Annotated in this window: 22 protein-coding genes; 17 read left to right on the top strand and 5 right to left on the bottom strand. The window is 65.1% G+C overall.

Annotated features, from left to right (window positions below; translation table 11 throughout):
• The first annotated feature begins 4 nt into the window (after positions 1 to 4).
• The 14 genes from FDN03_RS13875 to nrdR all read left to right on the top strand — a co-directional run bounded on the left by FDN03_RS13875 (position 5) and on the right by nrdR (position 16,094).
• On the top strand, positions 5 to 1,240 hold the full coding sequence (locus FDN03_RS13875) for a putative peptidoglycan glycosyltransferase FtsW (protein WP_249354581.1): 1,236 nt from the start codon (positions 5 to 7) through the stop codon (positions 1,238 to 1,240).
• A 111-nt stretch (positions 1,241 to 1,351) separates the two neighbouring features.
• Positions 1,352 to 2,506 carry an undecaprenyldiphospho-muramoylpentapeptide beta-N-acetylglucosaminyltransferase gene (murG, locus tag FDN03_RS13870; RefSeq protein ID WP_138178065.1) on the top strand — a complete coding sequence of 385 codons (1,155 nt, stop codon included), beginning with the start codon at positions 1,352 to 1,354 and terminating at the stop codon, positions 2,504 to 2,506.
• A gap of 2 nt (positions 2,507 to 2,508) precedes the next feature.
• A complete protein-coding gene (gene murC / locus FDN03_RS13865; protein WP_171021260.1) occupies positions 2,509 to 3,912 on the top strand; it encodes a UDP-N-acetylmuramate--L-alanine ligase in 1,404 nt (467 codons plus the stop codon).
• 14 nt (positions 3,913 to 3,926) lie between these two features.
• Positions 3,927 to 4,661: an FtsQ-type POTRA domain-containing protein gene (locus FDN03_RS13860; protein ID WP_138178063.1), complete on the top strand. Its 735-nt coding sequence runs from the start codon at positions 3,927 to 3,929 to the stop codon at positions 4,659 to 4,661.
• Between the two features lie 245 nt (positions 4,662 to 4,906).
• Positions 4,907 to 6,091: a cell division protein FtsZ gene (gene ftsZ / locus FDN03_RS13855; RefSeq protein WP_138178061.1), complete on the top strand. Its 1,185-nt coding sequence runs from the start codon at positions 4,907 to 4,909 to the stop codon at positions 6,089 to 6,091.
• A 22-nt stretch (positions 6,092 to 6,113) separates the two neighbouring features.
• Positions 6,114 to 6,824, top strand: coding sequence for a peptidoglycan editing factor PgeF (gene pgeF, locus FDN03_RS13850; protein WP_138178059.1), 711 nt, complete (start codon positions 6,114 to 6,116; stop codon positions 6,822 to 6,824).
• A 122-nt stretch (positions 6,825 to 6,946) separates the two neighbouring features.
• Positions 6,947 to 7,498 carry a cell division protein SepF gene (gene sepF / locus FDN03_RS13845; protein WP_138178057.1) on the top strand — a complete coding sequence of 184 codons (552 nt, stop codon included), beginning with the start codon at positions 6,947 to 6,949 and terminating at the stop codon, positions 7,496 to 7,498.
• Positions 7,499 to 7,522: 24 nt separating this feature from the next.
• A complete protein-coding gene (locus FDN03_RS13840) occupies positions 7,523 to 7,819 on the top strand; it encodes a YggT family protein (protein ID WP_138178055.1) in 297 nt (98 codons plus the stop codon).
• Positions 7,820 to 8,040: 221 nt separating this feature from the next.
• Positions 8,041 to 8,775: a DivIVA domain-containing protein gene (locus FDN03_RS13835; protein ID WP_138178053.1), complete on the top strand. Its 735-nt coding sequence runs from the start codon at positions 8,041 to 8,043 to the stop codon at positions 8,773 to 8,775.
• A 107-nt stretch (positions 8,776 to 8,882) separates the two neighbouring features.
• Positions 8,883 to 9,446, top strand: coding sequence for a signal peptidase II (gene lspA / locus FDN03_RS13830; protein ID WP_138178051.1), 564 nt, complete (start codon positions 8,883 to 8,885; stop codon positions 9,444 to 9,446).
• Positions 9,443 to 10,390 (top strand): RluA family pseudouridine synthase, encoded by a 948-nt coding sequence (locus tag FDN03_RS13825; RefSeq protein ID WP_138178049.1) that lies wholly within the window; start codon positions 9,443 to 9,445, stop codon positions 10,388 to 10,390. The genes lspA and FDN03_RS13825 overlap by 4 nt, the downstream gene beginning before the upstream one ends.
• A gap of 135 nt (positions 10,391 to 10,525) precedes the next feature.
• Positions 10,526 to 14,089 (top strand): DNA polymerase III subunit alpha, encoded by a 3,564-nt coding sequence (gene dnaE, locus FDN03_RS13820; RefSeq protein WP_138178047.1) that lies wholly within the window; start codon positions 10,526 to 10,528, stop codon positions 14,087 to 14,089.
• A 77-nt stretch (positions 14,090 to 14,166) separates the two neighbouring features.
• Positions 14,167 to 15,519, top strand: coding sequence for a histidinol dehydrogenase (gene hisD / locus FDN03_RS13815; RefSeq protein ID WP_138178045.1), 1,353 nt, complete (start codon positions 14,167 to 14,169; stop codon positions 15,517 to 15,519).
• An 86-nt stretch (positions 15,520 to 15,605) separates the two neighbouring features.
• Positions 15,606 to 16,094, top strand: coding sequence for a transcriptional regulator NrdR (nrdR, locus tag FDN03_RS13810; RefSeq protein ID WP_054821459.1), 489 nt, complete (start codon positions 15,606 to 15,608; stop codon positions 16,092 to 16,094).
• Between the two features lie 112 nt (positions 16,095 to 16,206).
• Here the strand turns inward: nrdR and ppgK are convergent, their stop codons facing one another.
• Together ppgK and map are read right to left on the bottom strand one after the other, a co-directional pair.
• Positions 16,207 to 16,995: a polyphosphate--glucose phosphotransferase gene (ppgK, locus tag FDN03_RS13805; protein WP_138178043.1), complete on the bottom strand. Its 789-nt coding sequence runs from the start codon at positions 16,993 to 16,995 to the stop codon at positions 16,207 to 16,209.
• Positions 16,996 to 17,041: 46 nt separating this feature from the next.
• Positions 17,042 to 17,917: a type I methionyl aminopeptidase gene (map, locus tag FDN03_RS13800; protein WP_138178041.1), complete on the bottom strand. Its 876-nt coding sequence runs from the start codon at positions 17,915 to 17,917 to the stop codon at positions 17,042 to 17,044.
• A gap of 224 nt (positions 17,918 to 18,141) precedes the next feature.
• Here map and FDN03_RS13795 point away from each other — a divergent pair, with 224 nt between their 5' ends.
• On the top strand, positions 18,142 to 18,318 hold the full coding sequence (locus FDN03_RS13795; RefSeq protein ID WP_138178039.1) for an SPOR domain-containing protein: 177 nt from the start codon (positions 18,142 to 18,144) through the stop codon (positions 18,316 to 18,318).
• A gap of 71 nt (positions 18,319 to 18,389) precedes the next feature.
• Here FDN03_RS13795 and panB read toward each other — a convergent pair whose 3' ends face one another.
• Positions 18,390 to 19,226, bottom strand: coding sequence for a 3-methyl-2-oxobutanoate hydroxymethyltransferase (gene panB, locus FDN03_RS13790; protein ID WP_138178037.1), 837 nt, complete (start codon positions 19,224 to 19,226; stop codon positions 18,390 to 18,392).
• Between the two features lie 155 nt (positions 19,227 to 19,381).
• Here panB and glnA (FDN03_RS13785) point away from each other — a divergent pair, with 155 nt between their 5' ends.
• Together glnA (FDN03_RS13785) and FDN03_RS13780 are read left to right on the top strand one after the other, a co-directional pair.
• A complete protein-coding gene (gene glnA / locus FDN03_RS13785) occupies positions 19,382 to 20,722 on the top strand; it encodes a type I glutamate--ammonia ligase (protein WP_138178035.1) in 1,341 nt (446 codons plus the stop codon).
• Between the two features lie 37 nt (positions 20,723 to 20,759).
• Positions 20,760 to 23,783: a bifunctional [glutamine synthetase] adenylyltransferase/[glutamine synthetase]-adenylyl-L-tyrosine phosphorylase gene (locus tag FDN03_RS13780; RefSeq protein WP_138178033.1), complete on the top strand. Its 3,024-nt coding sequence runs from the start codon at positions 20,760 to 20,762 to the stop codon at positions 23,781 to 23,783.
• A 6-nt stretch (positions 23,784 to 23,789) separates the two neighbouring features.
• On the opposite strand, the gene FDN03_RS13775 is transcribed toward FDN03_RS13780, so the two are convergent.
• Positions 23,790 to 24,155 carry a hypothetical protein gene (locus FDN03_RS13775; protein WP_138178031.1) on the bottom strand — a complete coding sequence of 122 codons (366 nt, stop codon included), beginning with the start codon at positions 24,153 to 24,155 and terminating at the stop codon, positions 23,790 to 23,792.
• A 121-nt stretch (positions 24,156 to 24,276) separates the two neighbouring features.
• Positions 24,277 to 25,701 (bottom strand): type I glutamate--ammonia ligase, encoded by a 1,425-nt coding sequence (gene glnA / locus FDN03_RS13770; protein WP_138178029.1) that lies wholly within the window; start codon positions 25,699 to 25,701, stop codon positions 24,277 to 24,279.
• Positions 25,702 to 25,724: the final 23 nt, after the last annotated feature.

Below are 25,724 nucleotides of genomic sequence, written 5' to 3'. Positions count from 1 at the left end.
ACCGGTGAACAAGCGCACCTCAACACCGCGTAACGGCACCACGCCCAGGCCCCCGTGGCCGCAACGGGTGCTGGGGCGCATCGAGTCCGGCAGCCGCACCAGCGCATCGATCGACTACACCCTGGTGATGGTCTCCACGATCGCGCTGGCCGTCTTCGGGGTGCTGATGGTGCAGTCCTCGGCCTCCGTGGAGGCCATCGCCCGCGGGCAGGACGGGTTCACCGTCGCCCTGAACCAGGCGGTCTTCGCCGGGGTGGGCATCGCCGCGATGCTCGCCATGCAGTTCTTCAAGCCCGCCACGCTGCGCAAGGCCGCCGTGCCGGCGATCCTGCTGGCCGGGGTGGCGCTGTTCGCGGTGGCCTTCACCCCGCTGGGGCACACCGTACTGGGCAACCGCAACTGGCTGCGCGTGGCCGGAATCGGCATGCAGCCCAGTGAGTTCGCCAAACTGGCGCTGGCCGTGTTCTCCGCCTACATGCTGGAGAAGAAGCAGTCACTGCTGCACGACTACAAGCACATCATGATCCCGGTCGCCTTCCCGGTCGGGGTGGGCATCCTGGGCCTGGTGCTGGTCGGGCGCGACGTGGGCACCGGCCTGGTGCTGATCATGATCATCGCCACCGCCATGTTCATGGCCGGGCTGCGGATGAAGCTGCTGCTGGGCATCGGGGCGGTCGGTCTGGTCGGCGTCTCCGGGATGGTCATGCTCTCGGAAAACCGCCGTGCGCGCATCCTGGCCTGGCTGGGCATCGACTGCGGCCCGGGGGACGCGATCTGCTACCAGTCCTCCATGGGCATCCAGGCCTTCGCCTCCGGCGGCTGGTTCGGGGTCGGCCCGGGACAGTCGCGCATGAAGTGGTCCTATGTGCCAGAGGCGCAGAACGACTTCATCTTCTCCATCCTGGGCGAGGAGTTCGGCTTCCTTGGGGTGCTGCTGGTGCTGATCCTCTTCGGCCTGCTGGCCCTGGCCATGTACCGGATTGCGGTGCGCGCCACCGACCTGTACACCCGCATCCTGATGGCCTGCCTGATGGCCTGGGTCATTGGCCAGTCCTTCATCAACCTGGGCACCGTGAGCGGGTTGCTGCCGGTGATCGGCGTGCCGCTGCCGTTCATTTCCTCCGGCGGTTCGGCCATGCTCGCCGTCACCCTGGCCATGGGATATGTGCTCTCGGCAGCGCGCGACCAGAAACGCGCCGAGCCCAAGGCCCCGGTTTCCGCGCCAAAGACGGCAGAATAGAAGGCACAGCCCCGGGCGGGGTGAAAGCCGCCGCCCGGCCGGTGCGCCATCCGGCCCATCCGGGCAGTGCGCGCACTGCCTCCACCAAGCACAAGGAGTTAGCCCAGCATCATGAGTGAGCCCATGAAACTTGTGGTCGCCGGCGGGGGGACCGCCGGACACATCTCACCGATGCTCGCCATCGCCGACGCGATCCGCGATGAGCGCCCCGAGGCGCAGATCACCGCGATCGGCACCGCCGGGGGCCTGGAAACGCGGCTGGTGCCCGAGGCCGGCTACCGCCTGGAACTGATCCCCAAGGTGCCCATGCCCCGCTCGATCTCCCCGAGCCTGTTCCGCTTCCCGTTCGCCTTCCCGGCCGCCGTGCGCCAAGCCGCCAAGATCCTGCGCGAGCAACAGGCCCAGGGGCTGATCGGGGTGGGCGGCTACGTGTGCACCCCGGCCTACCTGGCCGCCCGGCGCCTGAAGCTTCCGATCTTCGTGCACGAGGCGAACTCGGTGGCCGGCATGGCCAACAAGCTGGGCGCCAAGACCGCCAAGGTCGTGGCCACCACGTTCGCCGGCACCGGGCTGCCCAACGCCACCCAGATCGGGATGCCGATGCGCTCGAACGTGGCCCGCATGGACCGTGCGGCGCTGCGCGAGCAGGCCCGGCAGCACTTTGGACTGAACACCCAGGCCCCGGTGCTGATGGTCACCGGCGGCTCCTCCGGGGCGCTGAACATCAACCGGACCATCGCCGCCGCCCTGCCGGCGCTGGCCGCGGCCGGGATCCACACCGTGCACATCACCGGGCGCGGCAAGCCGGTGCTTGATGACTCCGGGCAGCCGCTGCGCGCCGAAGGGTACACGCAGGTGGAGTACGTGGACCGCATGGACTACGCCTACGCCGCCGCGGATTTGATGGTGTGCCGTTCCGGCGCCGGAACGGTGTGCGAGCTGGCGGTGGCCGGGGTGCCCTCCATCCTGGTGCCGCTGCCCATCGGCAACGGCGAGCAAAAACTCAACGCCCGTGAACTGGTCGCCGCCGGCGGCGCGCTGCTGGTCGAGGATGCCAACTTCACCCCCGACTACGTGCGCCAATCCGTGCTGCCGCTGCTCTCCAACGCGCCGCGGCTGCAGGTGATGGCCCGGGCCGCGGCGGGGCAGGGCCGGCGCGACGCGGCCGAGGTGATGGCCCGCATGGTCATCGAGGAAATCGAAGCGGGCGCGGCCGGGCAGGACACCACCGGCACCGCCGGCGGGCAGAACACTGAGGAAGGGTAGCAATGGCGCAGCAAATGCAGCACAAGGTCTCGGATTTGGGCAAGGTTCACCTGATGGGAATCGGCGGGGTCGGGGTCTCGGCCGTGGCCCGGCTGCTGCTGGATGCCGGCGTCACGGTCTCCGGCAGCGACGCGAAGGACCTGCCGGTCCTGCGGGAGCTGGAAGAGCGCGGGGCGCGCGTGCACGTCGGCTACGACCCGCAGAACCTGCAGGACGCGCAGACGGTGGTCATCTCCTCCATCATCAAGCCGGGCAACCCCGAATACGATGAGGCCGTCGCCCGCGGGCTGCGGATCCTGCACCGCTCCGAGGGACTGGCCGCCACCATGGCCGGACACCACACGGTCACCGTGGCCGGCACCCACGGCAAGACCACCACCACCGCGTTGACCGCGCACATGCTGCGCACCGCCGGGACCAGCCCCAGCTTCGCGGTCGGCGCCAACATCGCCAGCCTCGGGGTGAACGCCGAACTGGGCCAGGGCTCGATCTTCGTGGCCGAAGCCGACGAATCCGACGGCTCGTTCCTGAACTACCGGCCCGACGTCATCGTGGTTACCAACATCGAAGCCGACCACCTGGACCACTACATCACCGCAGAGGCCGTGCACCGGGCGTTCGAGGACTTTGCCCGGCTGCTGCCCGAGGACGGGCTGCTGATCTGCTGCGCCGATGATCCCGGCGCCGCCGCGCTGGCGCGCACCATGCGCCGCGAGCGGCCCGGACTGCGGGTGCAGACCTATGGTTTCTCCGACACCGCCGACCGCCGGCTCAGCGACGCCCACCCGGTTGGGGAACGCTTCGTGGCCACCGTGGAATGGGGCAGCGGGCAGGAGCACGAGCTGAACCTGGCCATCCCCGGCGAGCACAACCTGCTCAACGCCGCCGCCGCCCTGGCCGTAGGCATGCACGTGGGGTTGGAGGTCGAAGAGGCGCTGGACGCGCTGGCCAGCTTCACCGGCGCGGCCCGCCGCTTTGAATTCAAGGGCGAGGTCGCCTCCATCCGCGTCTACGACGACTACGCCCACCACCCGACCGAGGTGGCCGCGGCACTGCGCGCCGGGCGAGCCGTCGCCGACGAGGGGGAGCTGCATGTGATCTTCCAGCCACACCTGTTTAGCCGCACCTACGAGTTCTACCGGCAGTTCGCCGAGGCGCTCTCCCTGGCCGACACGGTCAGCGTGCTGGACATTTATGCCGCCCGGGAGGATCCGATCGAGGGGGTCACTAGCGAGCTGATCGCCGACCGCATCGAAGTGCCCAGCGCGGTGCTGGACAACGAGCAGGCCATTGTGCGGGTCGTGGAATCCGCGGCTCCCGGGGACGTGATCATGACCATCGGCGCCGGGGACGTAACCCACCTGGGCCCGCGCATTGTCCAGGCCATGCGCGAACAGCAGGACTAAGCGGCGGGAGGACCATGAACCAAAGCGCAAAAGTCCTGCCGCTGCCCGAACCGCCGGAGAGGAAACGCCGCCGGGTGATGCTGATCGTCGCCGGAGCGGTGGTGCTGCTCAGCCTGGCCGCGGTGTTGGTGCTCAGCTTCAGCCCGGTGCTGGCGGCCAAGCACATCCAGGTCACCGGCACCAAGCTGATTGACGAGCAGAAGGTCACCGAACGCCTCTCCAGCCTGGAAGGCACCCCGTTGCCGCGGATCTCCGAATCCAAGGTGATGGAGCTGATTGGGCAGGAGCCGGCGTTGGATGAGGTGGTCGTGCGCGCCCAGATGCCCGACACCCTGAAGGTGGAGCTCGTGGAGGCAGAGCCGGTGGCGGTGCTCATCGAGGGCAAGGACCGTTACCTGGTGGCCGCGGACGGGCGCAAACTGAAAAAAGTGGGCAAGGACGCAAAATATAAATTACCGGGCATCACGGCCTCGGAACGCACCAAGGATCCCGAAGCCTTCAAGCTGTTGACCGGTGTTTTGAGCACCATCGACAACAAGGTTCTGGAACAGGTGAGCTCCGCGACGCTGACCCAGGCGGACTTCGTGGAACTGAACCTTCCCAAGAAACGCACGCTGATCTGGGGTGAGGGAGACAAGCCAGAGCTGAAGAACGAAGTCGCCCAGATTTTCCTAAAGGAGCTATCCGCGTCCAGCAACCCGCCCAAGGTGGTGGACATCTCCAATCCGGAAAATCCGGTGACCTACTAGGCGTCGCGGATTGCCCGCATTAACTGGCGCGCCGTGGGTGTGGGAGAAGCAACTTGGGCGAAAATTCTGGAAAGATGGAACGTAGTAGAAAACGACACGCCCCCAAGCGGTCGTTGCACTAGACCGGCGCGACTCATAGCGTTCTTATAACGATAGCTTGACAGAAGCCAAACCTTAAGGCTAAGGGTGAAGGTTTCGCGCTGGTTTCGTGATTCATGTAGCACAACTAACAAGGGAAGCGGGACGTGGCAGCTCCACAGAATTACCTCGCGGTCATTAAAGTCGTCGGCATCGGCGGTGGCGGTGTAAACGCGGTCAATCGAATGATCGAAGTCGGGTTGAAGGGCGTTGAATTCATCGCCATCAACACCGACGCCCAGGCACTGCTCATGAGCGACGCCGACGTGAAGCTCGACGTGGGACGCGAACTAACTCGCGGCCTGGGTGCCGGCGCCAACCCGGATGTTGGGCGTCAGGCGGCCGAGGACCACGTCGAGGAGATCGAAGACGTCCTGCGCGGTGCGGACATGGTCTTCGTGACCGCCGGCGAAGGCGGCGGCACCGGTACCGGTGGCGCCCCGGTCGTGGCCCGCATCGCCCGCTCGCTGGGCGCACTGACCATTGGTGTGGTCACCCGTCCGTTCACCTTCGAAGGCCGCCGCCGTGCGAACTCCGCCGAGGCCGGCATCGAGGCGCTGCGCGACGAAGTCGACACCCTGATCGTCATCCCGAACGACCGACTGCTGTCCATCTCGGACCGCAACGTCTCGGTGCTTGACGCCTTCCGCCAGGCCGACCAGGTGCTGCTCTCCGGTGTGCAGGGCATCACCGACCTGATCACCACCTCGGGCCTGATCAACCTCGACTTCGCCGACGTGAAGTCGGTGATGCAGGGTGCCGGCTCGGCGCTGATGGGCATCGGCTCGGCCCGCGGTGAGGACCGCGCGGTCAAGGCCGCCGAACTGGCGATCGCCTCCCCGCTGCTGGAAGCCTCCATCGACGGCGCCCATGGCGTGCTGCTCTCCATCCAGGGCGGCTCGGACCTCGGCCTGTTCGAAATCAACGAGGCAGCCCGCCTGGTCCAGGAAGTGGCCCACCCCGAAGCCAACATCATCTTCGGTGCCGTCATCGACGACGCCCTGGGTGATGAGGCACGCGTAACCGTGATCGCCGCCGGCTTCGACTCCGTGGATGCCACCAGCAAGCCGATGGCGAAGCTGCCGGCCCAGTCGATCACCACCCCGCCGCCGGCTGAAGCGGCCGCGGAGAGCGTCTCGGCCAAGCCAGCCGAGAAGCCCGTCGCCGCCGCCATCCCCGAGCGCAAGCCCGAATCGGAATCCTCCAGGGACTTCCAGGACCTTCCCGACGTTGTCGATTCGGACCTGAACGGCTCCAACGACGATCTGGACGTGCCGGACTTCCTGAAGTAGTCCGCACCGGAACCTGAACGCAGTGCTACATTACGCATCGAACCTCGATCCGCAGATCCACCTGGCATTCACCTCCCAGGCCGAGGGCAACCTCGCCCTGCACGTGAATGATGACCCGCAACTGGTGCGGGCCAACCGTGCCAGGCTGGAGGAGCGGATCGGGGTTCGAAGCTTTTCCCTGACCTTCATGAACCAGGTTCACTCGGCCACCGTGCTAAACGCCGAACAGCAAGGCGCGGAAAGCGCGGCGGCCACCTGTGACGGGCTGATCAGCCCCACGGGGACAACGCCCTTGGCCGTCATGGTCGCCGACTGCCTGCCGGTGCTGTTCGTTGGGCACAACCCGCAGAACAACTCCAGCGCCACCGCCGCGGTTCACGCCGGACGCCGGGGACTACTGGACGGAATCCTGTCCGAAACCGTCAAGCAGCTCACCGAGCTGGGCGCCACCCGCATTGAGGCCGTTATCGGCCCGGCGATCTGCGGGCGCTGCTACGAGGTGCCGAACGAAATGCTCGAGGAGTCAGAGGCGCGGGTGCCGGGCATCGGCAGCATCACCAGCTGGGACACCCCGGCCTTGGACCTGCCAAGGGCCGCCGCGGGGCAACTTCGCGATCTGGCCGTCGAGGTGCGCAACAGTGGGATATGTACCCTGGAAAATCCGGAGTACTACTCCTACCGTCGGGACCGTCACAGCGGCCGCTTCGCCGGCATCATCTGGCGAGAAAACTAGCTCCCTGCGACACACCGCAGAGAATTGAACAGATTTACGTTGCTACCCGAATCCAGTGCGGTAGCGTCGAACTAGCGGAATCATGCACTGGGGTTGCATGTACGGGAAACGAGGAGAGTATCGTGGCGGACGGACTACGTAAAGCAATGGTCTACCTTGGCTTGGCCGATGCGGTCGAGCACGAGGAAGCTCCTGCCCGCGAGCCTGAGCAGCGCGCCCAGGTGCGAGTCGTGGAAGAGGAAGCTCCCCAGCGACCGACCGAAGCAGCAGGCCCAACCCCTGCTGCCCGAGCAGCGATTCCGCAACCAGATCAGTATGAGCAGGAAACCGAGTACCGGGCTCCTGTCACTCCCATCAAACGTGCCCCTTCGGTTAGGGATGAGGATTCCGAATTGCGTCAGATTACAACCGTGCACCCTCGTTCTTACAATGATGCCAAAATCATTGGTGAGAACTTCCGTGACGGTATCCCGGTGATTATGAACGTCACCGACATGGGCGAAACCGATGCCAAGCGCCTCGTAGATTTCTCCGCAGGACTGGTTTTCGCCCTGCATGGCTCCATCGAACGCGTCACCAATAAGGTGTTCCTTCTCTCACCGGCTACTGTAGAGGTGCTGGGCGAGGACCGTAAGCAGTCCGAAGCCCAGGCAACTTTCTTCAATCAGAGCTAACCGCCAAGGAGCGAGAACGCCACGATGCTATTCGGGATTCTTTATCTCGCGCTGAGCATTCTTCAAATTCTGCTGTTAATGAGAATTGTGTTGGATGTTACTGAAAGTTTTGCCCGGCACTGGAGCCCGAAGGGAATTGCTCTGGTCGCAGCCACGGTCGTGGTAACGATCACCGACCCGCCACTGCGTTGGCTGCGCAAGCGTATTAAGCCTCTTGACTTGGGCGGAATACGTTTGGACCTGTCTTTCCTGGTGCTGTTCATCGTCGTCGTGATCGCCAAGGCGATCGTCGGCAATCTCGGGTACAGCGTCGGAATTTAGTGTTTGTCGGACCTGTTCGCAGATTGTCCTTACGGGGCTGACGCGGTAGGTTCAAAATGAATGACACGGCCACTAGATGTCGTTTTCGTGTTTAGTGACCAAAACGTTATATCCTTTAAAAAATGGTGCTTCGACTACACCGGTCGTAGTATTGAACAAGGTAAGTGTTTCGCAGGGCAACCTAGGTCGTGCGGAAGAGATCCCAGTATTGAGGTGACCCAATGGCTTTGACGCCAGAAGACGTAGTCAATAAGCGGTTTCAGCCGACCAAGTTCCGCGAAGGCTACGACCAGGACGAGGTAGATGATTTCCTCGACGAGATCGTCGTAGAACTGCGTCGCCTGAACGCTGAGAACGACGAGCTCCGCCGCCGCCTGTCTGCCCTGGGTGAGGATGTTTCCTCCTCCAAGGAGCAGTCCGTGCCGGCCCCGGTGGCAGCAGCCCCGACTGCCAAGCCCACCGAGGAAAAGAAGGCCGAGGCACCTGCTGCCAAGCCTGCCGAGGAGAAGAAGGCCGACGCAGCTGCAAAGCCTGCCGAGCAGAAGAAGGCCGAGGCACCTGCTGCAAAGCCTGCCGAGGAAAAGAAGGCCGAGGCTCCGAAGGCCGCTCCGGCAGCCGAAACCGGTGCCCGGACCGACACCGCGGAATCCGCAGCCAACGTGCTTGCCATGGCACAGCGTCTGCACGATGAGTACGTGGCCTCCGGTGTGGAGCAGCGCGACAAGATCATCGCTGATGCCAAGACCGAAGCCAACACCATGGTCACCGAGGCCGAGGAGAAGAGCCGCAAGACTCTCTCGGCCCTGGAGCAGCAGAAGTCCGTCCTGGAACGCAAGCTGGAACAGCTGCGAGGCTTCGAGCGCGACTACCGTGCCCGCCTGAAGACCTACATCGAAGGCCAGCTGCGTGACCTGGAATCCCAGGCATCGATCGACAGCACGACCAAGAACAGCTAACCAACCGGTTTTGCTGACTTGAAAAGCTAGTCAGTACAGTTGACGGTGGTGACCGGACATCCGGTCACCACCGTTGTCGTTTAACACGTCGTTGACAAAGGGTACGAATGGAAAACAACTCACCCGCGGCCGCCCCGGATCCCCGCCGCTCCGCCGGCAGGTTCCTCGCACTGGGCTTCGGCCTGGCCGTACTGGCCCTGATCCTGGATCAGGGAACCAAGCTCTATATCGAATCAACGATGCAACTGGGCGAGTCGATTCCGGTGATCCCCGGGATCCTGAACATCCACTACATCCTGAATCCCGGCGCCGCGTTCTCCTTCGGAGAGAACTTCACCATCGTCTTCGCGCTGCTGCAGGCCGCGGTCTTCTGCTACGTGATCTACCTGCTGATCCGCAAGGTGCGCACCCTGTCCTGGGCGCTGACCCTCGGCGCGCTGCTGGGAGGAGTCGGTGGAAACCTCATTGACCGGATCTTCCGTGCTCCCGGCCTGGGCTTCGGACACGTCGTCGACATGATTTCCGTACCGGGCTTTGCCATCTTCAACGTCGCCGACTCCTTCATCGTCTGCTCGATGATCGTGGTGGCGATCCTGCTGCTGCGTGACGTCCCGATGAACGGAGCTGGCAAGAATACCCAGACGGCCACGGGAACGGATCAGCCACAATGAGCCAGGACCGCCCCGCCGCAGTGCACCGACTGCAGGTCCCGGACGAAGACCAGGGAAGCCGGGCCGATGTCTTCATCGCCCGGCAGCTGCAAATCCCACGGGCCGAGGCCACCGAACTGTGCCGCAGTAAACAGGTGCAAGTCAACGCAAGGACCATCAGCAAATCCCCGAAGCTCAAGGCGGGGGACCAGCTGGTGGTCAACCTGCCGGCCAAAGAAGACCCACTGAAAGTGAGGGTGGAACGGGTGGAGAACCTAAAGATCATCGCCGATGACGAACACTTCGTGGTGATCGACAAGCCGGTGGGCGTAGCCGCCCACCCCTCACCCGGGTGGGTCGGACCCACCGTCGTCGGGGCCTTGGCCGCCGAGGGCTACAACATCTCCACCTCCGGCGCCCCGGAACGGCAGGGGATCGTGCACCGGCTGGACGTGGGGACCAGCGGCCTGATGGTGGTGGCAAAAACCGAGCGGGCCTACACGGAGCTGAAGCGGGCGTTCAAGGAACGCACCCCAAAGAAGATCTACCATGCGGTCGTCCAGGGTCTGCCCGACCCCCTGGAAGGGACGATCGACGCGCCCATCGGCCGGCATCCGGGTTTCGAATGGAAGTTCGCGGTCCTTGATGGCGGGCGCAACTCGGTCACCCACTACAAGGTGGAGGAGGCCTTTGGCCGGGCCAGCCTGGTCGAGGTCGAACTGGAAACCGGACGAACCCACCAGATCCGTGTGCATTTCTCCGCGTTCGGTCATCCGTGCGCCGGGGATCAGACCTACGGCGCCGATCCAAAGCTCGCGGCCGCGCTGGGCCTGACGCGTCAATGGCTGCACGCCCATCAGCTGGGGTTCGCCCATCCGGCTACCGGGCAATGGGTCGAATTCGTCAGCGAATACCCGGCCGACCTGGCGGGGGCCCTGGAACTGTTGCGCGAAGGTACCTACTAGTTTTTGTTGCCACACCCAGCGGTTTCCGTATGCGGAGCGTGCCGGGTCCAAGGCAAAAATGCGCGCCCGCGAGTGTGGCTTTTCCCAACCCGCGCCCGAGCTGATTCCGCGCGGGCCGAGGGCTAGACTGGATGCGTGAGTGCCACACGCGACGGATTTGTTCATCTTCATACCCACACCGAATACTCGATGCTCGACGGGGCGGCCCGTCTTGGCGAGCTCTTCGAGGAAGCCAACCGGCAGGGCATGGAAGCCATGGCCATCACCGACCATGGCTATCTCTTCGGTGCCTTCGACTTCTGGCGCCAGGCCACCGGGGCCGGCATCAAGCCCATCATCGGGGTCGAGGCCTACGTGACGCCGGGAACCGCGCGCGATGACAAGCAGCGCGTGAAATGGCGTACCGAGGAAAAGCAAAAGGGAGATGACGTCTCCGGCGGTGGCCTCTACACCCACATGACGCTGCTGTCCTACAACAACGAAGGCATGAACAACCTCTTCAAGGGCAGCTCCATCGCCTCCCTGGATTCGGTCTTCGGCAAGTATCCGCGCTGGGACCGCGAGCTGCTGAACAACCACTCCAAGGGCCTGATTGCCACCACTGGCTGCCCCTCGGGTGAAATCCAGACGAAGCTGCGCCTGGGACAGTACGAGGCCGCAAAGGCGGCCGCCGCCGAATTCCAGGAGATCTTCGGCAAGGAGAACTACTTCTGCGAGATCATGGACCATGGTCTGGAGATTGAACGGCGGATCACCAAGGACCTGCTGCGCCTGGCCAAGGAACTGCAGATCCCACTGGTGGCCACCAACGACCTGCACTACACGCACGAAGCCGACGCGAAGGCCCACGAGGCGCTGCTGGCCATCAACTCCGGTTCCACCCTTGATGAACCCACCTACGACCAGGGCGGCAAGCGCTTCGCCTTCTCCGGCTCTGGCTACTACCTCAAGAGCGCCCGGGAAATGCGTGAACTGTTCCGCGAGTTCCCCGAGGCCTGCGACAACACCCTGCTCATCGCCGAACGGGCCGAGGTCTCCTTCGACACCAACGCCAACTACATGCCCAAGTTCCCAACCCCGGAAGGGGAGGACGAAACCAGCTGGCTGATCAAGGAAGTCGACAAGGGCCTGCACTACCGCTACCCGGATGGCATCCCCGATGAGGTGCGCAAGCAGGCCGATTACGAGCTGGATGTCATCATCAAGATGGGCTTCCCCGGCTACTTCCTGGTGGTGGCCGACTTCATCAACTGGTCCAAGGACAACGGCATCCGCGTCGGCCCCGGCCGTGGTTCCGGTGCAGGTTCCATGGTCGCCTACGCAATGCGCATCACCGATCTGGATCCGCTGCAGCACGGACTGATCTTCGAACGCTTCCTGAACCCGGAGCGCGTTTCCATGCCCGACTTCGACGTCGACTTTGACGATCGTCGTCGCCCCGAAGTGATCAAGTACGTCACCGAGAAGTACGGTGACGAGCGCGTATCCATGATCGTCACCTACGGTTCGATCAAGACCAAACAGGCGCTGAAGGACTCCTCCCGGGTGCTGGGGTACCCCTTCTCGATGGGTGAAACGCTGACCAAGGCGCTGCCTCCGGCGGTGATGGCCAAGGACATCCCGCTGAACGACATCGAAAACCCGCAGTCCAAGCGCTACTCCGAGGCCGCGGATTTCCGCAACCTGGTCGCCAACGATCCCGAAGCGGCGCGCGTGTTCGAAACCGCCAAGGGCCTGGAGGGGCTCAAGCGCCAATGGGGTGTGCATGCGGCCGGGGTGATCATGAGCTCGGATCCGATCATTGACGTCATCCCGATCATGCGCCGCCTGCAGGACCGTCAGGTGATCACCCAGTTCGACTACCCGACCTGCGAAGGCCTGGGGCTGATCAAGATGGACTTCCTGGGCCTGCGCAACCTGACCATCATTTCCGACGCGATCGAGAACATCAAGGCCAACACCGGGGACGACCTGGATTTGGAGACCCTGCCACTGGATGACCCGGCCACGTACCAGTTGCTGGCCCGCGGCGACACGCTGGGCGTGTTCCAGCTCGATGGGGGTCCAATGCGTTCGCTGCTGAAGCTGATGCGCCCGGACAACTTCGAAGACATCTCCGCGGTGCTGGCGCTCTACCGCCCGGGACCGATGGGCGCGAACGCCCACACCAACTACGCACTGCGCAAGAACGGGCTGCAGGACGTGGTGCCGATCCACCCGGAGCTGGCCGAACCGCTGGAGGACATCCTGGGCGGCACCTTTGGCCTGATCGTCTACCAGGAACAGGTGATGGCGATCGCCCAGAAGCTGGCCGGCTACTCGCTGGGCCAGGCGGACATCCTGCGTCGTGCGATGGGCAAGAAGAAGAAGTCCGAACTGGACAAGCAGTTTGTCGGCTTCAAGCAGGGGATGAACGACAACGGGTACTCCGATGCCGCGGTGCAGACCCTATGGGACATCCTGCTGCCGTTCTCCGACTACGCGTTCAACAAGGCGCACTCGGCGGCCTACGGGGTGGTGTCCTACTGGACCGCCTACCTCAAGGAGCACTACACGGCCGAATACATGGCGGCCCTGCTTACCTCCGTGGGTGATGACAAGGACAAGCTGGCCATGTACCTGAACGAATGCCGGCGCCTGGGCATCACGGTGCTGCCGCCGGACGTCAACGAATCCGCCCTGACCTTCACCCCGGTCGGCAAGGACATCCGCTTCGGAATGGGTGCGGTGCGCAACGTGGGCACCCACGTGGTGGAGGGCATGGTCGAGGCCCGCACCGAGAAGGGCGCCTACACCGACTTCAGCGACTTCCTGCGCAAGGTCCCGGCCGTGGTGTGCAACAAGCGCACCATTGAATCGATGATCAAGGCCGGCGCGTTCGACTCCATGGGCCACCACCGCCGAGCCCTGGTGGCGATCCACGAAGAGGCCGTGGACTCGGTGATCACTCTCAAGCGCAATGAGGCCGCCAACCAGTTTGACCTGTTCAGCGCGCTGGGCACCGAGGATGCCTCCGACTCGATGAGCGTAAGCATCCCTGACCTGCCGGACTGGGACAAGAAGGAAAAGCTAGGATTCGAACGCGAAATGCTGGGCCTCTACGTCTCGGACCACCCGTTGCAGGGGCTGGGCCAGGCCCTGGACCAGTACGCGGACATGTCGATCACCCATGTGATCTCCGATGACGGCCCCTCCGACGGGCACATCATCTCCATCGCGGGCATGATCACCGGCCTGCAGCGCAGGATTGCCAAGAAGTCCGGCAACCCCTACGCCCGCTGCGAGCTGGAGGACCTCTCCGGTTCGATGGAGGTCATGTTCTTTGGCCAGGCCTACCAGCCGATCGCCGAGGTGCTGGCCGAAGACTTGATTGTGGTCATCAAGGGACGCGTGCAGCGCCGCGACGACGGTTCAATCACCCTGAACGCGCAGGAAATGATGATCCCGGAGCTCTCCGACGCCACCGGCACCGGGCCGGTGGTCATTGCGATCCCCACCCACAAGGCCACCGAAACCCTGGTCTCCCAGCTCGGTGACGTGCTGCGCACGCATCGGGGCAACACCGAGGTGCGGGTCAAGCTCTCCGGCTCGCGCGGCACCTCGCTGATGCGCCTGGGCATGAACTACCGGGTGAACCCGAACCCGGCACTGTTCGGGGACCTGAAGGTGCTTCTCGGTCCGGCCTGCCTGGATGCCTAGGTACCCGGCCTGATCCTGTGTGACCGGGCCGGGTAACTATTGCCGCACCCAACGGCGGGCACGGTTAAACTGGACGGGTGACTTCCTCAGCTCAGAACCCCTTCCCGCAATTGGCCACCATCGACTGGCGGGCACGCCGGCTGGAGCGCGCCGAACTGAAGGCGCAGCTGCCACGGCCGGTGGTGAACTCGCAGACCGCCGCCGAATCGGTGCAGCAGATCATCGACAAGGTGCGCGGTGAGGGGATGCCCGCGCTGCTGGAACTGTCCGAGAAGTTCGACAAGGTGCGCCTGGAGCATACCCTGGTCCCGCAGGAGGAGCTGCAGCGGGCCCTGGATGAACTGGATCCCAAGGTACGGGCGGCGTTGGAGGAATCCATTGAGCGGGCTCGCGCCTTCGCCGCGGCGCAGGTACCCCAGGACGCGGTCGTGGAGTATCCGCACGGAGCCCGGGTCACCCAGCGCTGGGTGCCGATGCGACGCGTGGGCCTGTACGTTCCCGGGGGGCTGGCCGTCTACCCGTCCTCGGTCATCATGAACACCGTGCCCGCCCAGGCCGCCGGTGCCCAGTCACTGGCCCTGGCCAGCCCGCCGCAGCGCGAGTTCGGCGGCCTGCCCCACCCCACCATCCTGGCCGCCGCGAAACTGCTGGGCATTACCGAGGTGCACGCGATGGGCGGGGCCCAGGCCGTGGCCGCCTTCGCCTACGGGGTGCCGGCCACCGCCGATCCCCGCGGCGGCATTGAACCGGTCGACGTGATCTCCGGCCCCGGCAATGTTTTTGTCGCCACCGCAAAGCGTCTGGTCAAGGGCGTGGTGGGCATCGATGCCGAAGCCGGGCCGACCGAGATCGCGATCCTGGCCGACGCCAGTGCCAACCCGGACTTTGTTGCCGCCGACATGATTTCCCAGGCCGAGCACGACGAGAACGCCGCCGCGGTGCTCATCACCGACTCCGCGGAACTGGAACAGGCCGTCCGGGCCAGCCTGGAACGCCAGGTGGCGGCCACCAAGCACACCGAACGGGTCGGTGCGGCCCTCTCCGGCAGCCAGTCGGCGATCATCCTGGTCGCCGACGTGGAGCAGGGCATCGAGGTGTGCAACACCTACGCGGCCGAACACCTGGAAATCATGACCGAATCCAGCACGTTCGTCGCCTCGCGCATTACCGCCGCTGGCGCGATCTTCGTGGGGGACTACGCCCCGGTCAGCCTCGGGGACTACTGCGCCGGATCCAATCACGTACTGCCGACCTCCGGGACCGCACTGCACGCCTCGGGCCTGAACGTGAACACCTTCCTGAAGGCCATTCAGGTCATCGACTATCCGCAGGCGGCGCTGGGGGAGGTGGCCGAACACGTCATCAACCTGGCCAACGCCGAGGACCTGCCCGCCCATGGTGACGCAGTCCAAATACGCCAGCGTAAATAGACGATAAACTGTTAGGTGACATCGGGTAACCGTGGCCGCAATGAGGGCCAGGGGGGACCGTGTCCCGGAAACATCCTGGAGGTGCAATGAACTGTCCCTATTGCCGCAACCCCGACTCCCGCGTCGTCGACAGCCGTGTGGCCGACGATGGGGTGTCGATCCGCCGGCGCCGCCAGTGCACCGCCTGCTCCCGCCGCTTCACCACCCTGGAAACCACCAGCCTGAACGTGATCAAGCAGTCCGGGGCCGCTGAACCGTTCTCCCGCACCAAGGTCATCAACGGTGTGCGCAAGGCCTGCCAGGGCCGCCCGGTCACCGACCACGACCTGGCCGTGCTCGCCCAGGAGGTGGAGGAGACCGTACGGATGTCCGGGGCCGCGGAGATCCCGGCCCACCAGATTGGCCTGGCAATCCTGGAACCGCTGCAGCGCCTGGACGAGGTCGCCTACCTGCGCTTTGCCAGCGTCTACCAGGACTTCACGTCGCTGAGCGACTTTGAGTCCGCCATCGCCAAGCTGCGTGAGGAGCGCAGCGACCTTCCGCGCGGCAACCAGCGGCCACTGACCGCCGAATAGGGCCGCGGCTTGACGTCCGTGAGGCGGCTTAAGCAACAACAACCTCGACCAGTAGTAACTGGTCGAGGTTGTTTGTCTTCCACGGTACGTGCGCGGTGCTTTTCCTTGCGGGTCAGCGGATGCGCGAGGCCTGCAGGGCCGCGCCGATGATACCGGCGTTGTTCGCGTTGGTGGCCACCTTCAGCTCGGTGTCGATGTCGATCATCGGCACGAACCGCTCCGGGTTCTTGGAGATCCCCCCGCCAAGGATGAACAGCTCGGGGGAGAACAGGAACTCCAGGTGGCGCAGGAAGGCGCTCAGACGCTGGGCGTACTGGTCCCAGGGCAGCTCCTCGCGTTCGCGTGCCGCGGCGCTCGTGGTGGCCTCGGCCTCGGCCCCATTGAACTCCAGGTGGCCCAGCTCGAAGTTCGGCACCAGCTGTCCGTTGAACAGCAATGCCGAACCGATCCCGGTACCCAGGGTCAGGGTCATCACGCTGCCGGGCACGTTGCGCCCGGCACCGTACTCGCCCTCGGCCAGTCCGGCCGCGTCGGCGTCGTTGAGCATGACCACATCTCGGCTCAGGGTCTTTCCGAACAACTGCACCAGGTCGGTGCCGATAAAGGACTTGTCCACGTTTGCCGCGGAACGCGCCACCCCATGGTGCACAATGCACGGCACCGCGATCCCAAGCGGAGCATCATCCAACGGCGCGCCCTCCCGGCTGCGCAGCTCGGAGTAGATCGCGGCGGCCACCTCGGCGACAGCCTCGGGCAGTGAAGGCTTCGGCGTGGGCATCCGGAAACGCTTGCCCACCAGTTTCCCGGTGGTCAAATCAACGATGCCGCCCTTCATTCCGGTACCGCCAACGTCGATGCCGAACCCGAGGCGCTCCTGCTGTGAGGCGCGTTGCTGAACCATGAGGCTCCTTTCAGCCTTTAAAACACGGAAGGAAAATAAACCTCAGCTACGGCGCGGTCAGAATTTCGGCGCCATTGTCGGTGACCAGCAGCGTGTGCTCAAACTGGGCGGTTCGCTTCTTGTCCTTCGTCGTGACAGTCCACCCATCGGCCCACATGTCCCACTCGATCGTTCCGAGTGTCAGCATCGGCTCAATGGTAAAAACCATACCCGGTTCAATCAGCTGGTTGTAAGCCGGGGCCGCGTCATAATGCGGAATGATCAGCCCGGTATGGAACGCCGGGCCGACCCCATGGCCGGTGAAGTCACGCACCACGCCGTAACCAAAGCGCTTGGCGTAGGCCGAAATGGTGCGCCCGATGACGTTGATTTCGCGCCCCGGCATGACCGCCTTGATGGCGCGCTTCAGCGAGTTCTCGGTGCGCTCCACCAGCAGGCGAGATTCCTCATCCACGTCTCCCACCAGGAAGGTGGCGTTGTTGTCGCCATGCACGCCGTCAATGTAGGCGGTCACGTCGATGTTGATGATGTCCCCGTCCCGCAGCACGGTGTCATCCGGGATGCCGTGGCAGATGACCTCGTTGATCGAGGTGCACACCGACTTCGGGAAGCCCCGGTAGCCCAGGGTGGAGGGGTAGGCGCCATGATCGATCATGTACTCGTGCCCGATCCGGTCCAGTTCCGCCGTGGTCACCCCCGGCTGGCAGGCCTTGCCCACCTCGGCCAGCGCCTGTGCCGCAATCCTCGAAGCGACACGGATCCGCTCAATCATCTCCGGGGTGTTGACGTCCGGGTGGCGGTGCGAGGTCGGCTCCGGCTTGCCCACGTATTCGGGGCGGGCGATATCCGCCGGCACCTTCAGTTGTGGGCCGACGACGCCTGGAGTGAGGTTTCCAATGGGGGCTGTTGCGGCAGTAGTCATATTTTTATTCTAGCCATGGCGCCCCGGCAGAATCTGCCTGCTAGGGCACACCCGTCGGGCTGGGAACGGTGTCACACCCGCTGGGGGCGCGCTTCAAGGTTCAATGACAGCAACCCGACCGGGCACTAGGCTGGCGGTGAGAGCGGTGACTGTTCCACGCCACCAAGGGGTGTGATGGGGGCGCCACTGCGCCAAGAGCGGGCAACACAAGGAAGGAAGAGACCATGAACGAAGGCCAGTACTGGTACAACGTGGAAACCGGGGGCATCGAAAAAGGCCCGCAGTCCGATTGGACGAAACTGCTGGGTCCCTATGCCACGGAGGACGAGGCCCGCAACGCGATGGCCAAGGTCCAGGCGCGCAATGAGGCCTGGGACGCGGAAGACGAAGAGGACGAATAGCCGTTAAAACCGGCAGCGGCCGCCTCAGGGGCGGCCGCTGCCGGTTCCGGACGCGCGGGTAGGTTTTGTGGCTACTTGTCGAATTCGTACTGCGCGCTGGGGAAGCTGCCATCGGCCACATCCCGGTGGTACTGGCCCACCGCCCCGGAAACGATTTCACGCAGGTTCGCATACTTCTTCACGAAACGCGGGGTGCGCCCGGAGCCCAGGCCCAGCATGTCCTGCCACACCAGCACCTGCCCGGTGGTCGAGTTCCCGGCGCCGATGCCGATCGTGGGCACGCGCAGCGCCGCCTCCACCTTCGCGGCGGCCGGGCTGGGCACCATCTCCAGCAGCACCGCAAAGGCGCCAGCATCCTGCAGCGCCACCGCGTCCTCAAGCAGCGCATCGGCCGCGTCCCCGCGGCCCTGCACCCGGTAGCCGCCCAAGGCGTGCTCGGACTGCGGTGTGAAGCCGATGTGAGCGATCACCGGCACCCCGGCGCCGACCATGGCGTGCACGTGCCCGGCATGGCGGGCGTCGCCTTCCATCTTCACCGCGTGCACCCCGGCTTCCTTCATCAGCCTGACCGCCGATTCCACCGCCTGGGCGGGGGCCTGCTCGTAGCTGCCAAAGGGCAGGTCGGCCACGACCAGCGCCCGCTTGGCGCCGTTGACCACCGCCTTGGAGAAGGTGATCATCTCATCCATGCTGATGCGCAGGGTCGAGTCGTAGCCCAGGACCGTGTTCGCCGCCGAGTCGCCAACCAGCAGGATCTCGATGCCGGCCTCGTCGAACACTTCGGCCAGCATCCGGTCGTAGCAGGTGAGCATCGAGAACTTCTCGCCGCGTTTCTTCGCTTCGGCCAGGTGCCCGATGCGGATGCGTGCAGGGCGCGTGGCAGGGTCTGAGAGATAGGGTTGAGGCATAGCAAGACCTTAGCGCACTTGGGCCCGGCAATGCCCGCTGGCATGGCCGCTTGCACCGGCGTCGCGGTGCAAAAACGTATAGTCTTGCAACAGAGCAGAAATGGCCGCGGCGAGTCAGGCCCGGCGCACGCACCCGACAGGCAAGGCGGTAAGAGATGGATCGTCAGCAGGAATTCGTACTGCGCACCATTGAGGAACGCGACGTCAGATTCGTGCGGTTGTGGTTCACCGATGTGGTCGGTTCACTGAAGTCCGTGGCGCTGGCACCGGCCGAGGTGGAGGACGCGTTCGCCGAGGGGCTGGGCTTTGACGGTTCCTCCATCGAGGGGCTCTCGCGCATCTACGAATCGGACATGCTGCTGCAGCCGGATCCCTCCACCTTCCAGCTGCTGCCCTGGCGCGGTGAGGTGGAGCCGACCAGCCGCATGTTCTGCGACATCCTCACCCCGGAGGGCACCCCCTCCACCGCGGACCCGCGCCACGTGCTCAAGCGCCAGCTCGACGAGGCCTCCAAGCTCGGCTTCACCTGCTACACCCATCCGGAGATCGAGTTCTACCTGCTGCAGTCCGCCGAGCTGGGACCGCACGGGCGCCCGGTGCCGATCGACAACGCCGGCTACTTCGACCACGTCCCGGACGGGGTTGGCCAGGACTTCCGCCGGCTGTCGGTGACCACCCTGGAAGCGCTGGGCATCTCGGTGGAGTTCTCCCACCATGAGACCGGCCCCGGGCAAAACGAAATCGACCTGCGCTACGCCGATGCCCTGCAGACGGCGGACAACATCATGACCTTCCGCACCGTCATCAAGGAGATGGCCATGCAGAAGGGGCTGTACGCCACCTTCATGCCCAAGCCCTTTGCCGAACACCCCGGCAGTGGGATGCACACCCATTTTTCACTCTTCGAAGGCGACTCCAACGCCTTCTTCGAGGCCGGGCGCGAATACCAGCTCTCCGATGTGGCCCGCTCCTTCATTGCCGGCATCCTGCACCACGCCAAGGAGCTGACCGCGGTCACCAGCCAGTTTGTGAACTCATACAAGCGGCTGTGGGGCGGGGGAGAGGCCCCCAGCCACCTGTCCTGGGGTCACAACAACCGCTCCGCCCTGGTGCGGGTGCCGCTGTACAAGCCCGGCAAGGGCCAAAGCGCCCGGGTGGAATACCGCGGCATCGACTCCGCCGCGAACCCGTACCTGGCCTACGCGTGCCTGCTGGGCGCCGGGCTGAAGGGCATCCACGAGGGCTACGAGCTGGAGGACCCCACCGAGGATGACGTGTGGAGCCTGTCCACCGCCGAACGCCGCGCCTCGGGACATGACCCGCTGCCCGGCTCGCTGCACGACGCGCTGCGCACCCTGGAGGACTCGGAGCTGATGGCCGACATCCTCGGAGAGCAGGTGTTCAACTCCTTCCTGGCCAACAAGCGGGCCGAATGGGAGGAATACCGCCAGGAAATCACCCCCTGGGAGCTGAACCGCTACCTGGGCATGCTCTAGGGCCAGAGCGGCACAACGGGGGAAAGAAGAAAGGCCGATGACACCGAGTTCGCGGGAACTGATCAACGCAGGCTTCCTGGACACCACGCGGGCCAAGCAGTTCCTGGACTCGCCGGAACTGGCCGATTTGGACCGCGGCCTGATCCTGCGCAGCATGGCCCACGCCCCGGACCCGGACCAGGCGCTGCTGCTGGCCGTGCGCCTGGTGGACAAGCACCCCCAGGCCGGCAGGCTGCTGTGTGAACCGGACAGCTGCCAGGCCCTCATCCGGCTGCTGGGAGCCTCCGACGCGCTGGGTGAATTCCTGATCCGCTGCCCGCAGGCCCTGCAGGTCATCACCCACACCCCGCAACAGCATTTCCAGCCGCGCCCGCCCCAGGCGCTGACTGAACAGCTGCTGCAGGCCGTGGAAGCCTACCCCAGCCCTTCGGGACACTGGGTGGCGGGGCAGCGCGGGGAACCGGCCCGCCGCGCCCTGCGCACCGCCTACCGCCTGGCCCTGCTGGACCTGGCCTACCGGGACCTGGGCTCCAGCCAACCGCAGCACATCCTGCCGCAGGTCGCCGCCGAATTGGCGGACCTGGCCGCCGCGGCCCTGGAAGCGGCGCTCGCCGTCAGCCGGGCCGAAGCCAGTGAACAGTACGGAGAACACCACGTCGACCAGGTGCGCCTGGCGATCATCGGCATGGGCAAGTGCGGTGCCCGGGAACTGAACTACATCTCCGACGTGGACGTGATCTACGTGCACCAGGGGATGGGGGAACTGGCAGAACAGCAGGCCACCGAGATCGCCACCACCCTGGCCAGCGGCACCGCGCGCACCATCATGCTGCCCGGCGGGGAACCGCCGCTGTGGGAGGTGGATGCCAACCTGCGCCCCGAAGGCAAGGAGGGGGCGCTGACCCGCACTCTGGCCTCCCATGAGGCCTACTACCAGCGCTGGGCGCATTCCTGGGAGTTCCAGGCGCTGCTCAAGGCCCGAGCCATTGCCGGGGACCGGGAACTGGGCGAACGCTACGAGCGGATGATCTCCCCGATGGTCTGGTCCAGCTCCGAACGCGACGGGTTCGTGGAATCGGTGCAGAAGATGCGCCGCCGGGTCAGCGCCAACATCGCCAAGGACGAGGTCGAGTGGCAGATCAAGCTCGGCCCCGGGGGACTGCGGGATGTGGAGTTCACCGTCCAGCTGCTGCAGCTGGTGCACGGACGGGTGGAACAGGCGCTGCAGGTGCCCACCACCACCCTGGCCATCCAGGCGCTGAGCGAACTGGGGTTCATTGGACGCACCGACGCGATGAACTTCGATGAGGCCTACCGCTTCCTGCGGCTGCTGGAACACCGCATCCAGCTCTCCCAGCTGCGCCGCACGCATCTGATGCCGCGCACCGAACACGCCCAACGGGTGCTGGCCCGGGCCATCCGCAGCGCCGGGGACACCCGGTTGACCAGTGCCGCGCAGCTGATGCGGCGCTGGAATGAAACCAAGCGGCTGGTGCGCTCCTTGCACGAACTGATTTTCTACCGCCCACTGCTGGTCACCAGCTCGAACCTGACCACCGAAGAGGTGCGGCTGACCCCGGCCAGCGCCCAGGCGCGGCTGCGCGCCCTGGGGTACCTGGACCCGAAGGCGGCCATGCGCCACATCGAGGCGCTGACCAGTGGCGTCTCCCGTTCGGCGGCGCTGCAGCGCCAGCTGCTGCCGGTGCTGCTGGGCTGGTTTGCCGAGGGTGTGGACCCGGACGCCGGGCTGTTGGGCTTTCGGCGGCTGAGCGAATCGCTGGGCAAGACCCACTGGTTCCTGGGGATGCTGCGTGACACCAACGCCGCCGCCGAACGACTAAGCGCACTGCTGTCCAACACCCGCTTTCTGACCGACCTGCTGGCCGTGGAATCCACCGCCGCGGCCTGGCTGGGCAATGACAGCGCCCTGCAGCCGCTGGACCGCACCGCCCTGGAGCAGCAAAGTGACGCGATTATCCGGCGCAACCGCCAGCCGGACACCGCGATCCGCCAGGTGCGGGTGGCCCGGCGCAAGGAATTCCTGCGCGTCGCCCTGGCCGACGCGGCCGGGCTGATGAACGTCTCCAGGGTCGGCCACGCGCTCTCGGACATCGACGCGGTCGCCGTGGAGGCCATTTTGCGGGTGCTGCGCGCCGCGGATGTTGCCGAGCACGGGGAGCACACTGACCTGGCGGTCATCGCCATGGGCCGGCAGGGCGGGCAGGAGATCGGCTACGGCTCCGACGCGGACGTCATGTTTGTCCAGCGCCCGGTGCCCGGGGCGGATGGCCAGCAGGCCCAGGAACAGGCGCTGCGCATCGTCACCGCGCTGATCGCCGCGGTCTCCCGGCCGCTCAAGCCGGCCATCCCGGCGGAGGTGCGCCTGGTGATCGACGCGGACCTGCGCCCGGAAGGAAAGACCGGAGCCCTGGTACGCAGCCTGGACTCCTACGCCGAATACTATGCACGCTGGGCCGATGTGTGGGAACGCCAGGCACTGCTGCGCGCCCGACCGATGGCCGGGGACCGGCAATTGGGTGAGGACTTCATCGCGCTGATCAACCCGATCCGCTACGGCGGGGGACTGGATGAGGCGGAGGTCAAGGAGATCCGCAAGATCAAGGCCAGGGTGGAGGCCGAACGCCTGCCGCGCGGCGCCGACCCGGCGCGGCACCTGAAGCTGGGCCGCGGTTCACTTTCGGACGTGGAATGGCTGGTCCAGTTCTTCCAGCTGCAGTACGCCTGCGAACACGAGCAGCTGCGCACCACCACGACCCGCGCCGCGCTCAAGGCCTTGGCGGAACTGAAGTACCTGTCCAAATCGGAGGTCAAGACGCTGGACATGGCATGGACCCTGGCCACCAAGGTGCGCAGCGCCGAAATCATCACCTCCGGGCGCTCCAGCGACGTGCTGCCGCGCTCGGCCCGGGACATGGAGGCGGTGGGACGCTGGTGCGGCTACGAACCGAACCAGGGCTACCAGCTGGAGGACGACTACCTGAAGGCCACCCGGCGGGCGCGGACAATCTTTGAAAAGCGCTTCTATGGTTTCGAGGACTAGGGGCGGTTAACCCTGCGCGCGGGTGAGCCGGCCAGTGGTGTCCGGCCATTGCACCACGGCCCGGGCCCCGGCCACCAGGGCCTTGGCACGCAGGGCATCAGCAAGCACGATCCCGTTACCGCCCACCTCCAGGATCGCCAGGTCGCCCTCCAGCCCCTGTGGGGCATCGCGCAGCCGCCAACTGGCCGCCAACTCGGCGATGCCGCGTTCCAGCAGCAGCTCTTCACCGGAGTGGAAGTCACACGCCGGACCCACAGCGTGGCCGAGAACGCTGCGCGGCTGGACGGTGTCGAAATCCTCGGTCACCGGTTCCAGATAGCCGACGACCTCGCGGTCCTCACGGGTAACCGGCATCCACTGGGTGCTATCCATGCGCCTCACCCTAGCAGGCAAAAACCGCAGGCATCGCGTGGTCAGGGGCCCAGGCGATGCCTGCGGTAAATTTTACGCTCGTCTCACCGCGATCCGAAGGGCGGAGGACAGCGTCTTTGGGCTAGCAGCCGTAGTAGAGCTCGAACTCGTACGGGTTCGGGCGCAGCGAGAGCGGACGGATCTCATTCTCGCGCTTGTACTCGATCCAGGTGCGGATCAGGTCCTCGGTGAACACTCCGCCTTCGAGCAGGTACTCGTAGTCCTCCTCCAGGGCCAGCAGTGCCTCCTCCAGGGTCTCCGGGGCGCGCTGGATGTCCTTGGCTTCCTCCGGGGGCAGCTCGTAGAGGTCCTTGTCGATCGGCTCGGCCGGCTCGATGCGGTTCTTGATGCCGTCCAGGCCCGCCATCAGCTGGGCCGCGAACGCCAGGTACGGGTTCGAGGAGGCATCCGGGGCGCGGAACTCGATGCGCTTGGCCTTCGGGTTCGACCCGGTGACCGGGATGCGGATACCGGCCGAGCGGTTGCCCTGCGAGTAGACCATGTTCACCGGTGCCTCGTAGCCCTTGACCAGGCGGCGGTAGGAGTTCACGGTCGGGTTGGTGAAGGCCAGCACCGAGGAGGCGTGCTTCAGCAGTCCGCCAATGTACCAGCGGGCGGTGTCGGACAGGCCCGCGTAGCCCTTCTCGTCGTAGAACAACGGGTCCCCATTGGACCACAGCGACTGGTGCACGTGCATGCCCGAACCGTTGTCCCCGAAGACCGGCTTGGGCATGAAGGTGGCGGACTTGCCCCAGGCGTCGGCCACGTTCTTCACCACGTACTTGAACAGCATCAGCTCATCGGCCGAGTGCACCATGGTGTTGAACTTGTAGTTGATTTCCGCCTGGCCAGCGGCACCCACCTCGTGGTGGCTGCGCTCAACTTCCAGCCCGACATTATCCAGCTCAACGCAGATCGCGTCGCGCAGGTCGGCCTGCTTGTCGGTGGGGGAGACCGGGAAGTAACCGCCCTTGAACGGGGTCTTGTAGCCCTGGTTGCCGCCTTCTTCCTTGCGGCCGGTGTTCCAAGGGGCCTCGTCCGAATCGATCTGGTAGAACGCGCCCTGCGGACTGGATTCGTAGCGGACGTCTTCAAAGATGAAGAACTCGGCTTCCGGGGCGAAGAACGCGGTGTCGGCGATGCCCGTCGATTCCAGGTAGGCCTCGGCGCGCTCGGCCACGCCGCGCGGATCGCGGTGGTAGGGCTCACCGGTGCGGGGGTTGATGATGGAGAAGTTGAATGCCAGGGTCTTTTCGATCCGGAACGGATCGAGGAAGCCGGTCTTCACATCCGGGATCAGCTGCATGTCCGAATCGGAGATGCCGGCGAAGCCGCGAATCGAGGACGCGTCAAAGAGCTGGCCGTTGACAAAGAAGTCGGCGTCCACTGACTTGGCAGGAACGTTGAAGTGCTGCTGCACACCCGGTAGGTCGGTAAAGCGAATATCGACGAACTTGACGTCCTCCTCGGCGATGTACGCCAAAGCTTCTTCTGGACTGGAAAACATGTGCAGGTTACTCCCTGTGGTCT

The organism is Glutamicibacter sp. V16R2B1 (genome assembly GCF_005774635.1).
Taxonomy (GTDB): domain Bacteria; phylum Actinomycetota; class Actinomycetes; order Actinomycetales; family Micrococcaceae; genus Glutamicibacter; species Glutamicibacter creatinolyticus.
The sequence above is the reverse complement of the archived record's forward strand: the minus strand, read 5'-3'. Positions and strand labels throughout refer to the sequence as shown.